This is a genomic window from Zoogloea oleivorans (assembly GCF_008107625.1).
Taxonomy (GTDB): Bacteria; Pseudomonadota; Gammaproteobacteria; order Burkholderiales; family Rhodocyclaceae; genus Zoogloea; species Zoogloea oleivorans.
The window spans coordinates 183,787-196,430 of sequence record NZ_SDKK01000001.1 but is presented as its reverse complement, the minus strand read 5'-3'; the positions used below and the strand labels follow the sequence as shown (position 1 = coordinate 196,430).

Annotated in this window: 10 protein-coding genes and 1 tRNA gene; 3 read left to right on the top strand and 8 right to left on the bottom strand. The window is 64.4% G+C overall.

Features of this window, described 5'->3' with window-relative positions:
• Positions 1-24: 24 nt before the first annotated feature.
• The 8 genes from ETQ85_RS00965 to ETQ85_RS00930 all read right to left on the bottom strand — a co-directional run bounded on the left by ETQ85_RS00965 (position 25) and on the right by ETQ85_RS00930 (position 7,669).
• On the bottom strand, positions 25-516 hold the full coding sequence (locus ETQ85_RS00965; RefSeq protein ID WP_148577244.1) for a hypothetical protein: 492 nt from the start codon (positions 514-516) through the stop codon (positions 25-27).
• A gap of 110 nt (positions 517-626) precedes the next feature.
• Positions 627-702: transfer RNA gene (locus ETQ85_RS00960), tRNA-Ala, on the bottom strand.
• A gap of 53 nt (positions 703-755) precedes the next feature.
• Entirely contained in the window at positions 756-1,727 is a 972-nt protein-coding gene (locus ETQ85_RS00955; protein WP_148577243.1) for an L-threonylcarbamoyladenylate synthase, read from the bottom strand.
• A 13-nt stretch (positions 1,728-1,740) separates the two neighbouring features.
• Positions 1,741-2,895: a 5-(carboxyamino)imidazole ribonucleotide synthase gene (locus tag ETQ85_RS00950; protein WP_148577242.1), complete on the bottom strand. Its 1,155-nt coding sequence runs from the start codon at positions 2,893-2,895 to the stop codon at positions 1,741-1,743.
• A 16-nt stretch (positions 2,896-2,911) separates the two neighbouring features.
• Positions 2,912-3,409, bottom strand: a complete 498-nt coding sequence (purE, locus tag ETQ85_RS00945; protein WP_148577241.1) for a 5-(carboxyamino)imidazole ribonucleotide mutase — start codon at positions 3,407-3,409, stop codon at positions 2,912-2,914.
• Positions 3,410-3,412: 3 nt separating this feature from the next.
• On the bottom strand, positions 3,413-4,270 hold the full coding sequence (gene folD / locus ETQ85_RS00940; protein WP_148577240.1) for a bifunctional methylenetetrahydrofolate dehydrogenase/methenyltetrahydrofolate cyclohydrolase FolD: 858 nt from the start codon (positions 4,268-4,270) through the stop codon (positions 3,413-3,415).
• 71 nt (positions 4,271-4,341) lie between these two features.
• On the bottom strand, positions 4,342-4,977 hold the full coding sequence (locus tag ETQ85_RS00935) for a response regulator transcription factor (RefSeq protein WP_148577239.1): 636 nt from the start codon (positions 4,975-4,977) through the stop codon (positions 4,342-4,344).
• Positions 4,952-7,669 carry a PAS domain-containing sensor histidine kinase gene (locus tag ETQ85_RS00930; RefSeq protein WP_148577238.1) on the bottom strand — a complete coding sequence of 906 codons (2,718 nt, stop codon included), beginning with the start codon at positions 7,667-7,669 and terminating at the stop codon, positions 4,952-4,954. Before ETQ85_RS00930 ends, ETQ85_RS00935 begins: the two co-directional genes overlap by 26 nt.
• A gap of 201 nt (positions 7,670-7,870) precedes the next feature.
• On the opposite strand from ETQ85_RS00930, the gene ETQ85_RS00925 reads away from it, so the two are divergent.
• The 3 genes from ETQ85_RS00925 to ETQ85_RS00915 form a co-directional block, all read left to right on the top strand.
• Complete coding sequence (locus tag ETQ85_RS00925) at positions 7,871-9,064, top strand: ABC transporter substrate-binding protein (RefSeq protein WP_407058385.1); 1,194 nt, start codon at positions 7,871-7,873, stop codon at positions 9,062-9,064.
• 399 nt (positions 9,065-9,463) lie between these two features.
• A complete protein-coding gene (aceE, locus tag ETQ85_RS00920; RefSeq protein WP_148577236.1) occupies positions 9,464-12,139 on the top strand; it encodes a pyruvate dehydrogenase (acetyl-transferring), homodimeric type in 2,676 nt (891 codons plus the stop codon).
• 20 nt (positions 12,140-12,159) lie between these two features.
• A partial coding sequence (locus ETQ85_RS00915) for a biotin/lipoyl-containing protein (protein WP_342781943.1) occupies positions 12,160-12,644 on the top strand: 485 nt, incomplete at its 3' end.

The following is a 12,644-nucleotide window of genomic DNA, read 5'->3' as shown; positions in this document are numbered from 1 at the left end:
GGATCGTCCTGATGTAGCGCGTATTCAGCCCCGGCGGCGCGGCCCGAACGGACGGCCCCATTGCGGCTTGCGACGCTTCGGATCGTCCTCTTCCACGACCTTCGGCTTGGGCATCAGCAGGTTCCTGACACCCGTCTTGCCGGCCGCCCGATGGGCCAGAATGGCCTCGGTCAACTGCTCCACGGTCAGCGGAATCGACGGATGCTTGTCCTCAGGGTTGTAGGCAGACAACTTCTCGCGGATCAGGAAGATGCGCTCCGGCGTGTCGGCCTTCTTGGGCAGGCCAACGGCCAGTGCCTGCGCCTCGGGCGTCAGCGTGTAACGCCCTTCCACCTCGGCAATCAGGCCGTGGGTGGCAAAACGCCGAAACGCCTCGACCAGCCGCACTTCGGAAACGATATCGCCGTCGAGCAGATCGGCCGCAGCCACGATCTCGACAAGATCAGCCGGACGTCTCTTCGAGGCAAGCAGCGTGGCCAGCAGCAGGAGCGCGTCAACATCGTGGATCGGGTACATGGCAATTAACCTCTGAATGACCGCAGGATGGTCACAACTGCGGATTGGTGAGGGACCGATGATGCAGAAACGAAAAAAGCCTGACGAATCAGGCTTTTTCAGCAATCAGGTGGTGGACCGAATGAGGATCGAACTCACGACCTCCGCATTGCGAACGCGGCGCTCTCCCAGCTGAGCTATCGGCCCACGTAAGCCGCGCATTATAGCGGCGTTTTTTGGGGATGCAAAGCCTGATTGGCTCAGGTTTCGTCATCGACGCCGGAACCAACGGCTGCCCGCCCGAGACGATCGGCAACGGCGGCCCACTCGGGTTTGACGGGCGGCGCTTCGACGAGGATGCGCGCGCAGCCGGCTTCATCCAGGGCACGCAGGCGAGCGTAGAGATCGTGGGCGTAGCCCGCCACATCAGCCGGCGCCTGCACCCACAGTACGCCGGTGGGCAAATCGGCAGGCTGCGCAGCACGGGCCAGCACCACGTCACCAGCGCGCAGCCGGCCGGACAGATCCGCAGACATCACCAGTTCCAGCGGCGTGCGCGGGGCGTAATGCGCGGCGAGCGCGCCGGACACGCGGGGGGCGGCAGTCGCCTCCTCCACCTCGCCACGCAGGCGCGGACGGCGGCCGATGACCCGGGCGATATCGTCCACACCGATGGCGCCGGGACGCAGGATCACCGGCACATCGCGAGAGAGGTCGAGAATGGTCGATTCAAGGCCGACCTGACAGGGCCCGCCGTCGAGGATCAGCGGCACGCGGTCGCCGAGTTCCTGACGGACGTGTTCGGCGGTGGTCGGGCTGATGCGGCCAAAGCGGTTGGCCGAAGGCGCAGCAACGCCCGAGCCGAAAGCGCGCAGCAATTCCAGCGCGACCGGGTGGTTGGGAACCCGCAGGCCGACGGTGTCCTGCCCGCCGGTCACGATATCCGGAACGCCCTCTTCCTTCTTGAGGATCAGGGTCAGCGGGCCGGGCCAGAAGGCGCGAGCCAACGCGATGGCTTCGCGGGGAATGTCCCGCGCCCAGAGGGTGAGCTGCTCGGCGTCCGGCAGATGAACGATCAGTGGATGGTCGGACGGGCGGCCCTTGGCGGCGAAGATTTTTGCCACAGCCTGCGGATTGAGGGCGTCCGCCCCCAGGCCATAGACCGTTTCGGTGGGCAGCGCGACCAGTTCGCCCTGACGCAGGAGTGCGACTGCACGCTGGATGTCGCCCATGCCGGAAACCAACTTACGCGTCGCGCACGCCGATGGCCTGGCGGGCAGCCAGGGCCTTGGCGAGCACGTCGGCCATGTCGTCGCCAATCACCGTGAAATGGCCCATCTTGCGGCCATGACGGGCGTGGTGCTTGCCGTAGAGATGCAAGCGCAGGCCGGACACCGCGTGCAGCAGCGACCAGTCGGGCTCGCGGTAGCGGCCGTGGGGCTCGCCGCCTTCAAACCACAGCTCACCCAGCAGATTGACCATCACCGAGGCGCTGTGCTGACGCGCTTCACCCAGCGGCAGGCCGCACAGGGCGCGTACCTGCTGCTCGTACTGGCTGGTGACGCAGGCGTCGATGGTGTGGTGACCGCTGTTGTGCGGACGCGGCGCCATTTCGTTGATCACCAGCTTGCCGCCGGTAACGAAGAACTCGACCGCCAGCGTACCGATGAAACCGAGTTGCTCGGCGATTACGCCGGCGCAGCGGCGGGCTTCGGCAGCCAGTTCGGGGGCAACCCGGGCCGGGGCGATGGACACGTCGAGAATGCCGCCAGTGTGCTGATTTTCGACGACCGGGAAGGCAGTGATGGCGCCGCTCTCGTCGCGCGCCAGCACCACCGACACTTCAGCGTCGAGGGGCAACATGGCTTCAAGCACGCAGGGCTCGCCCTTGAACTGATGGAAGGCGTGCAGGGCTTCGGCGGCACTGGTGACACGCGCCTGGCCCTTGCCGTCGTAACCAAAGCGGGCCACCTTGAGGATGGCCGGAAACAGGCTGACATCCGCCGCGGCGATGTCGGCGTCGGCAGTGATGACCGCAAACGGGCCGTGGGGCAGAGTGTTGTCGCGCAGGAAGCTCTTTTCGGCGATGCGGTTCTGGCACACGGCCACCGCAGCCGCCCCCGGGCGCACCGGCACGAACTTGGCCAGGTAGTCGAGGGTATCAGCCGGAACGTTCTCGAATTCGGTCGTCACTGCCGCGCAACCGTCGGCCATGGCGTCGAGGACGGCGTAGTCGCTGTAACCGGCCTGCAGGTGCCGGTCGGCGATAAGGCCGGCCGGGCTGTGCGGGTCCGGATCCAGGACCCAGACCTTGTAGCCCATCTCGTGGGCGGCAGCGACGAAGAAGCGGCCAAGCTGGCCGCCGCCGAGCATGCCGAGGGTGGCGGGCGGGAGAATCATCGCGTAAATCCTGGAATCAGACCGGATCGAGGGTCATGGCCAGCACGCTGGCGGTCTGCTCGGCGCGGAAGGCGTCGAGCTTGTCGGCCAGGGCCGGATCGGTTGCCGCCAGCAGGGCCACGGCAAAGAGGCCTGCATTGGCGGCACCGGCTTCACCGATGGCAAAGGTGGCCACCGGAATCCCCTTGGGCATCTGCACGATCGACAGCAGGGAGTCCTTGCCGGACAGGGCCTTGGACTGGACCGGCACGCCGAGCACCGGCACCGTGGTCTTCGCGGCGATCATGCCCGGCAGGTGAGCGGCGCCACCGGCACCGGCGATGATGGCGCGCAGGCCGCGCGTACGGGCCGCTTCGGCGTATTCGAACATCAGGTCGGGCGTACGGTGGGCCGAGACGACTCGCGCCTCGAACGGCACACCGAACTCCTTCAACACCTTGGCAGCCGCCTGCATGGTGGGCCAATCGGAATTGGAACCCATCACGATGCCGATTACGGGTTGTTGCTCGCTCATGATTCAGGTCTTCTGCGCGCTGCGCTGGGCCGACTCGACGGTATTGGCGAGCAGCATGGTGATGGTCATGGGGCCAACGCCGCCAGGAACCGGAGTAATCAGGCCGGCAACTTCCTTCGCCGATTCAAAATCCACGTCACCGCACAGTTTGCCATCAGGCAGGCGGTTGATGCCCACGTCAATGACGACCGCGCCGGGCATGACCATGTCGCCGGTAACGAATTTCGGCTTGCCGATGGCCGCCACCAGGATGTCGGCGCGGCGGGTGTGGAAATTCAGATCGCGGGTGCCTGAGTGGCACACGGTCACGGTGGCACCGGCGGCGGTCAGCAGCATCGCCATCGGCTTGCCGACGATGTTGGAGCGGCCGATGACCACGGCTTCGGCACCGCGCAGTGAAACGTTCTCGCTCTTGAGCATTTCCATCACGCCGTTCGGCGTGCACGGAACGAAGGCTTCCTGGCCCTGGGACAGGCGGCCGACGTTCTCGGCGTGGAAGCCGTCCACGTCCTTCTGGATCGAGATGGCTTCGAGCACGGACTTTTCGTCGAAGTGCTTCGGCAACGGCAGTTGCACCAGGATGCCGTGCACCGCGGGGTCGGCGTTGAGCTCGGCAATCTTGCCCAGCACGTCGGCGGGCGACGCGTCTTGCGGGTACTCGAACTTGAGCGATTTGATGCCGGCTTTTTCACAGCCGGCCACCTTGTTGCGCACGTAAACCGCGGAGGCGGGATCGCCGCCCACCAGGATTACCGCGAGACAGGGCTGGGTGCCCCGGGCCGTCAGCGCGGCCGCTTTTTCGGCGAGCTCACCGCGAAGTTTGGCGGAAAGTGCGTTGCCATCAAGAATGCGAGCCGTCATGCCAGCGCCCCTCAAGGAAAACCGTCGAGTTTACCATGAGCCGGGGCGCTGGTCGCGAGCCCGCCCGGCAGTCAGCGCTGCGCACCGCCATCAATGGCCATGACGTTCTGCACCAGCTCGGCCAGCGACTGGGCCGCCATCTTCTCCATGACCCGGGCCCGATGAACCTCGACGGTCTTGATGCTGATGCCCAGCACGTCGGCGATCTGCTTGTTGAGCTTGCCGATGATGATCAGGTCGAGCACCTCCCGCTCCCGCTGGGTGAGCTGATCGAGGCGCCGCGACACCTCGGCATCCTGGCGCCGGCGGGCGCGGCTTTCCTGCTCCTTGGCCAGACACTGACTGACCAGACGCAGTAACTCGGCGTCGTTGAAGGGCTTCTCGATGAAATCCACCGCGCCCTTTTTGAGCGCCGCCACCGCCATCGGCACATCGCCGTGGCCGGTAATGAAGATGATCGGCAGCGTGCAGTACTGGGCCTTGAGGCGCTCGTGGAGTTCCAGCCCGCTGATTCCCGGCATGCGCACGTCGAGCAGCAGGCAGCCATTGAAATCGGGGCGCCAGGCTTTCAGGAAATCCTCCCCCGAAGCGAAGGCGGCGACCTTGAAGCCCTGGGATTCAAGCAGCCAGACGAGGGAGTCGCGCAGGGCTTCGTCGTCATCCACCAGGTAGATGATCTGTTCAGGCGTCGAGGCTTGCGGTTTCACGGACGGTCTCCAGGGGCAAAGTGAAGCGGAAGATACAGCCTCCCGCGGGATTGGCGTCCACCCACAGACGCCCTTCGTGAAATTCGACGATGGAGCGGCAGATGTTCAGGCCCATGCCCATGCCTTCCACCTTGGTCGTGTAGAACGGCGAAAACAGCTTCTCGCGGGCCTCGTCGGAGAGGCCATGGCCGCGGTCGGCAATATCCACCTCCACCTGATTGTTGTCGATGCGACGCGCCGAAACGATCAGGATGCGCTCTTCGGCCGGCGTGTCGCGCATGGCCTCGATGCCATTCTTGACCAGATTGAGCACGACCTGCTCGACCATCACCGCATCGGCAAAAATCGGCGGCAGATCCGCCGGCAACTGGCTGAGTACCTGGGCTCCGTGACGACGGGCGTCGATTTCGAGGAAGCCGATGGCGTCATCGACAATGCTTGCCAGCGCCACCGGATGGCGGCGCGGCTCGCTCTTCTTCACAAACTCGCGCACCCGCCGGATGATCTTGCCGGCCCGCTCGGCCTGGGCGCTGGCCTTCTGCATGGCGGTGAGGATGTCTTCCTGGCGATACTCACCAGACTGCAGGCGATTGACGCAGCCAGCCGAGTAATTGGCGATGGCGGCCAGCGGCTGGTTGAGTTCGTGAGCCAGCGTGGAGGCCATTTCGCCCATGGTGATGAGGCGCGAGGTGCGCTGCAGACGTTCCTGCTGGGCGCGATTTTCCTCGTCGACGCGCTTGCGGTCGGTGATGTCGGTAGCGATGGCCATACGCACCACGCGGCCATCCACCCAGCGCGTGGCGCGCTCACGGATGTGATACCAGCGGCCCGACAGACCGTTGCGCAACTCGCCGTCGTAGAGCTCGCGGGGAACCTGCTCCGGCGCCAGGCGGCGCGGGTCTACGTCGTACCACAAGGTATCGGGCGGCGTCGGCAGATCGAAGCTGCCCACCTTGCGGCCCACCGCGTCAAAGCCGTAGATGCTCTTGAAGGCCCGGTTGGCGAAGAGGATTTCATCGTTGGCGGCATCCGCCACGTACACCGCCGCATCCAGGCCGTCGAGCACCGCCACGAAGCGCTCATGCGCCTGTTCCAGTTCGGCACGCACCCGCTTGGGTTCGGTGATGTCGGTGATGGACGCCATCCAGCCGGTCTGCCGCCCTTCCCCGTCGATCAACGGTGACAGGTAGAAACGGGCATCGATCAGCGCCCCGTTCTTCCTCCGGATGCGCATCTCGAAACCGGTAGCCGGTGCATTACCGGCCAGGGTGATTTCGAGGTTGTGCTGCAGGGCCTCGTAGTCGTCCTTCGGCCAGTAGGGAAACGGTGCGCGGGCGCCCACCAGCTCCTCGCGGGACCAACCGGTCATGCGCGAGAAGGCCGGGTTCACGTAGATGATGCGGCCGGTCAGATCGATGGCGCGCAGACCGGTAATGAGGGACTCTTCCATCGCCTTCCGGAAGGCGTACTCGGCGCGCAACGCCTCTTCTGCCGCCTTGCGCCCGGTGATGTCGTGGGCAACGGCGTACATGAGCTTTTCTTCGGGTACCGAATTGACACTCCAGGCCAGCCACTTGTAACTGCCATCCAGGCAGCGGCAGCGGTTCTCGAAGGCCCCCGGCGTGCCGGCAGCCAGGCTGCGCAAGTGCTCGATGGTGTCGGCCACGTCTTCGGCGTGGATGAAATCGATCATCGGACGCCCCGGCAATTCCTCCGGGGAATAACCGAGAATCCGCTCAAAGGCCGGGTTGCAGCGCCGGAACACCCCGTCGAGGCTGAGAATGGCCAGCATGTCGAGGGACAGATTGAAGAGCCGGTCGCGCTCCTTCTCGACGCGCACCCGCCGCAGCATGTGGGCGCGCAGCAGAAACAGGCTCCACAACACGAAAAACGACAGGCCGACGATCACCGCAATCGGGAAAGCCCGCGGCAGGTCGCTTTCGGTATGGTAGGCCGTGGCCTGCAGCGAAAGGCCATTGCCGGGCGGATCGAGGGACACTGAAAAGGCCAGGCTCTCGTCGAGCGGACGCACCGCCGAATTCATCGCCAGCACATCGCCGCGCCCGCCGGTGAAGGCCAGCCGGTATTTCTCGCCGAACCAGCTCGGCACCAGATGGGCGACCATTCTTTCGATGGAATACACCGCCACGATGGCGCCCATCGGCACACGCCCCTGCTGAACCGGTGCGTACACTTCCAGCACCGACATGTTGCGGGCGTTGACATAGGCCTCGCCATACACCGGCCGCCCCATATCGCGAGCCCGCCCAAACTCCACCGCCTGGATACCGGACAGCGCATCGCCGACCAGCCAGTCGGTCGTGTCAAAGGGCGCCGTCCATTTAACCCGCTGCTCGCCGGAAATCCACACCAGATTGACCAGTTCCGGATTGTTGGCAATGTGCTGATTGGCGCGCACCTGGAAACCGTCGGCATCCAGCGTACCACCGGCCAGCTCGCGGGCCAGCTGGGCCAGGAATTCCTCGGTGCCCTGCATGTGCAGGCGCATGGTCTGCTCGGCCCACTGTACATCCCGGGCCAGGGCATCGCGCTGGATCTCGCTTTCCTGGCGCTGGAGAATCCACACGAGCGCCAGCATGGCCAGCGCAAAGACCAGCACGGCAATATAAGGGGCCGTCCAGTACCAGCTGGCCCGGACGTTGGGAGGGGGCGTATTCTTCTTCTCAGGCATTTGTCCTGCATCCTGATAGCGGACGCGTAGTCACGGCATCCGGAGATACCCTAACGCCCCGCCTCGGCATTGGCAAAAACGATCGGCGCCTAGGGGTTTCCTCGCATTCCGCCGCCCCCTTTGCGAGACTAGGGTTAGCAACCGCCTTCCGGCGGCGCAGAGCCGACAATGAGCGGCCAACCATTGAGACGGGAGAAACCCTTGCTACGATTCGTGCGCACGGCGGCTTTCGCAGCCCTGGCCCTGCTGTCGGCAGAGTCGGGCGCCACCGAACCGATCAAGGTCGGTGTCTCGGGGCCCTTCACCGGCGGCTCCAATCCGATGGGCGTCGCCATGCGCGACGGCATTCGCCTGGCAGCCCGCGAGATCAATGAAACGGGCGGCATTCTCGGGCGACCGGTGCTGCTTGTCGAACGCGACGACGAGGCCCGCCCCGAACGCGGCGCCCAGGTGATCCAGGACCTCATCAACCGCGAAAAGGTGATCGCCGGTCTGGGCATCGTCAATACCGGCGTAGCCCTGGCCAGCCAGCGCTTTTATCAACAGTCCCACATTCCGATGATCACCTCGGTGGCCACAGGCTCGATCATCACCAAGCAGTTCCTGCCGCCCCAGTACCCCGACAACTACATCTTCCGCGTGTCGGCGCCCGACACCATCCAGGCAGCGATGATCGTCGAGGAAGCCGTGGTGCGCCAGCGCATCCGCAAGCTGGCGATCTTTCACGACAGCACCAACTACGGCCAGCTCGGCCGTGAAGACCTGGAGCGCGCGCTCGAACGCCACAGCCTCAAGCCGGTGGCTGTCGAGCGCTTCAACATCCGCGATGTAGACATGACGCCGCAACTGGCCCGCGCCCGCGCCGCCGGCGCCGAAGGCATTCTCACCTACGGCCTCGGCCCCGAGCTGGCCCACCTGGCCAACGGCATGGTGCGCCTCGGCTGGAAGGTGCCGCTGGTGGGGAGCTGGGCGCTCGCCATGTCGAACTTCATCGACAACGCCGGCCCCAACGCCGAAGGCACGCGCATGCCCCAGACCTTCATCCAGGAAGGCGACACCCCGCGCCGCAAGGCCTTCATCGACAAGTACCGCAAGTCCTTCGGCGTCGAACGCATTCCGGTGGCCCCCGCCGCCGCCCAGGGTTATGACTCGATGCTGCTGCTCGCCGCCGCCATCCGGCAGGCCCGCAGCACCGACGGCACCAAGCTGCGCGAAGCACTGGAATCGCTTCAGGAAAAAGTCGAGGGCATCGTCATGGTATATGATCGACCCTTCTCCAGAACCGACCATGAAGCGATCGACACGACGCGCATCCCGGTGATGGGAGAAGTACGCAACAGTCAGGTGGTCTTCGCCTACGACGAAGACAAAAAGCGGGACACGCTACGCAAATGATCCCGCCTCGCGGAATGCACTTTTCCGCAAACGGCCGGGGGTTTTCTCCCTCCCTCCCTCGCCCCCGGCCGTTTTTTTTCCCATTCCCGTCGAACGAAAGCTCGCCGGCCGGTGCCTTCTGGCGCGGCCGGCCGTAGTACCCATGGACATTCATCAATGTCCGCAGCCCCTGCTCTTCACCAACTGATCCGTTTGTCGCTTTTCGGCCGATGGCGCACGTGCGTCCAAAACCCGCAAAAAGCCATGCATCGCGGCCTTCCCCTATTGCACGATGTGAGAAATGATTTTATATTACGAAAAATCGAACTGCGATCCGGTTCACCGAAGTTAGTAGTGCAGCCCCGCTGCCGTTACCCACGACAGCAACCCACAACCCGCAAGTCATGAGGAGACAAAACCATGGCCGCGAATACGCAAAACGTCCGGGCAGACATCGACGCCCAGGAAACCAATGAATGGCTGGAAGCTCTGTCCGGCGTCGTCGCTCAGGAAGGCCCCGAACGGGCTCACTTCCTGCTCGAGAAGCTGATCGAGTCGGCCCGGGAAGAAGGCATAGACCTTCCCTACTCGGCGACCACCCAGTACATCAACACCATTCCCGCCGACCAGCAGCCCAAGTACCCGGGCGATCCGGACATGGAGATCAAGCTCCACTCCTACATCCGCTGGAACGCCATGGCCATGGTTGTGCGCGCCAACAAGCACACCAACGTGGGCGGTCACATCGCCTCGTTCGCTTCGGCCGCCGCCCTCTACGACGTGGGTTTCTCCCACTTCTGGCACGCCCCCTCCGCCGATCATGACGGCGACCTGATCTTCTTCCAGGGCCACTCGGTACCGGGCGTGTATTCCCGCGCCTACATGCTGGGCCGCTTCACCGACGAGCAGATGGACAACTTCCGCCAGGAAACCGGCGGCAAGGGCATTTCGTCCTACCCGCACCCCTGGCTGATGCCGGACTTCTGGCAGTTCCCCACGGTGTCCATGGGCCTCGGCCCCCTGTGTGCGATCTACTCCGCGCGCTTCATGAAGTACCTCGCCAGCCGCAACATGGTCGACGCCAAGAAGGCCGAGCAGCGCAAGGTGTGGGCCTTCCTGGGTGACGGCGAGACCGACGAAGTCGAATCCCTCGGCGCCATCGGCATGGCCGGCCGCGAAAAGCTCGACAACCTGGTCTTCGTCATCAACTGCAACCTGCAGCGCCTTGACGGCCCGGTGCGCGGCAACGGCAAGATCATCCAGGAGCTCGAAGCCGAATTCCGCGGCGCCGGCTGGAACGTCATCAAGCTGATCTGGGGCACCCACTGGGACACCCTGCTGCAACGCGACAAGAAGGGCATTCTCAAGAAGCGCATGATGGAATGCGTCGACGGCGAATATCAGACCTTCAAGGCCAAGAACGGCGCCTACGTCCGCGAGCACTTCTTCAACACCCCCGAACTGCGCGAACTGGTGGCCGACTGGACCGACGACGAAGTCTGGAAGCTCAACCGCGGCGGCCACGACCTGTTCAAGATCTTCACCGCCTACAAGGCCGCCTCCGACCACAAGGGCGCCCCGACCCTGATCCTCGCCAAGACCATCAAGGGCTTCGGCATGGGCCAGTCCGGTGAGGCAATGAACATCTCCCACCAGCAGAAGAAGCTCGACATCGAATCGATCAAGCGCTTCCGCGATCGCTTCGACCTGCCGGTGCCCGACGACCAGCTCGCCGAGCTGCCCTACCTGAAGTTCGCCGAAGACTCCGCCGAGTACAAGTACATGCGCGAACGCCGCATGGAACTGGGCGGCTTCCTGCCGAGCCGCCGCCGCACTGCCGCTGCACTCGAAGTGCCGCCGCTGGAAACCTTCGCCGCGCTGCTGAAGGCCTCCGGTGAAGGCCGCGAGCTGTCCACCACGATGGCCATCGTGCGCATCATGAACACCCTGCTCAAGGACAAGCAGATCGGCAAGAACATCGTCCCCATCGTGCCCGACGAGTCGCGCACCTTCGGCATGGAAGGCATGTTCCGCCAGTACGGCATCTGGAACCAGCAAGGCCAGAACTACGTTCCGGAAGACCATGACCAGCTCATGTTCTACAAGGAAAGCGTCACCGGCCAGGTTCTGCAGGAAGGCATCAACGAAGCCGGCGCCATGGCCGACTGGATCGCCGCCGGCACCGCCTACAGCGTGCATGGCGTACAGATGATTCCGTTCTACATCTTCTACTCGATGTTCGGCCTGCAGCGCACCATGGACCTGTGCTGGGCGGCTGCCGACCAGCGCACCCGTGGCTTCCTGATCGGCGGCACCGCCGGTCGCACCACGCTGAACGGCGAAGGCCTGCAGCACGAGGACGGTCACAGCCAGCTGATGGCCAACATGATCCCCAACTGCATCAGCTACGACCCGACCTTCCAGTTCGAAGTCGCGGTCATCGTGCAGGACGGCATGCGCCGCATGTTTGCCGAGCAGGAAGACGTCTACTACTACATCACCGTGATGAACGAGAACTACGAGCACCCCGAAATGCCGGTGGGTGCCGAAGCCGACATCATCAAGGGCATGTACTCCCTCAAGAAGGGTGGCGAAGGCGCCCTGCGCGTCCAGCTGCTGGGTTCCGGCACGATCTTCAACGAAGTCATCGCCGCCGCCGACCTGCTCAAGAACGACTGGGGTGTCGAAGCCGACATCTGGGGTTGCCCGAGCTTCAACGAACTGGCCCGCAACGGTCAGGACACGGCCCGCTGGAACCTGCTGCACCCGCTCGAAGAGCCCAAGAAGTCCCACGTGGAGCAAAAGCTCGACGGCGCCGCCGGTCCGGTCATTGCCGCCACCGACTACATCAAGATGTTCGCCGAGCAGATCCGCCCCTTCGTCAAGGGCACGTACATCACGCTGGGCACCGACGGTTTCGGCCGTTCCGACACCCGCGAGAACCTGCGTCACTTCTTCGAAGTGGATCGCCGCTGGGTCACGCTGGCCGCCCTCAAGGCGCTGGCCGACGAAGGCAAGATCAGCCGTGACACCGTCGCCGCTGCACTGGTCAAGTACGAACTTGACCCGTCCAAGCCGAACCCGATGTCCGTCTGAACGCCGAGGAGACTGCCAACATGAGCCAACTCATTGAAGTCAAAGTCCCGGATATCGGTGATTTTTCCGATGTACCGGTGATCGAACTGTTCGTAAAAGTCGGCGACACCATCAAGGTGGATGACGCCATCGCCACGCTCGAATCCGACAAGGCCACCATGGACGTGCCTTCTTCCCACGCTGGCGTGGTGAAGGAAGTCCTGGTGAACCTGGGTGACAAGGTCTCCCAGGGCAGCCTGATGATCCGCGTCGAAGCGGCGGGTGAAGCCGCTGCCGCACCGGCTCCAGCCGCTGCAGCTTCGGCCCCCGTTGCCGCTACGCCGGCTGCTGCAGCCCCTGCTGCCGCTCCCGCTGCCGGTGGTGGCGTGGTCGAAGTGAAGGTGCCGGACATCGGCGACTTCGACGCCGTGCCCATCATCGAGCTGTTCGTGAAGGTCGGCGACAACATCAAGGCGGAAGACGCCATCGCCACCCTCGAATCCGACAAGGCCACCATGGACGTGCC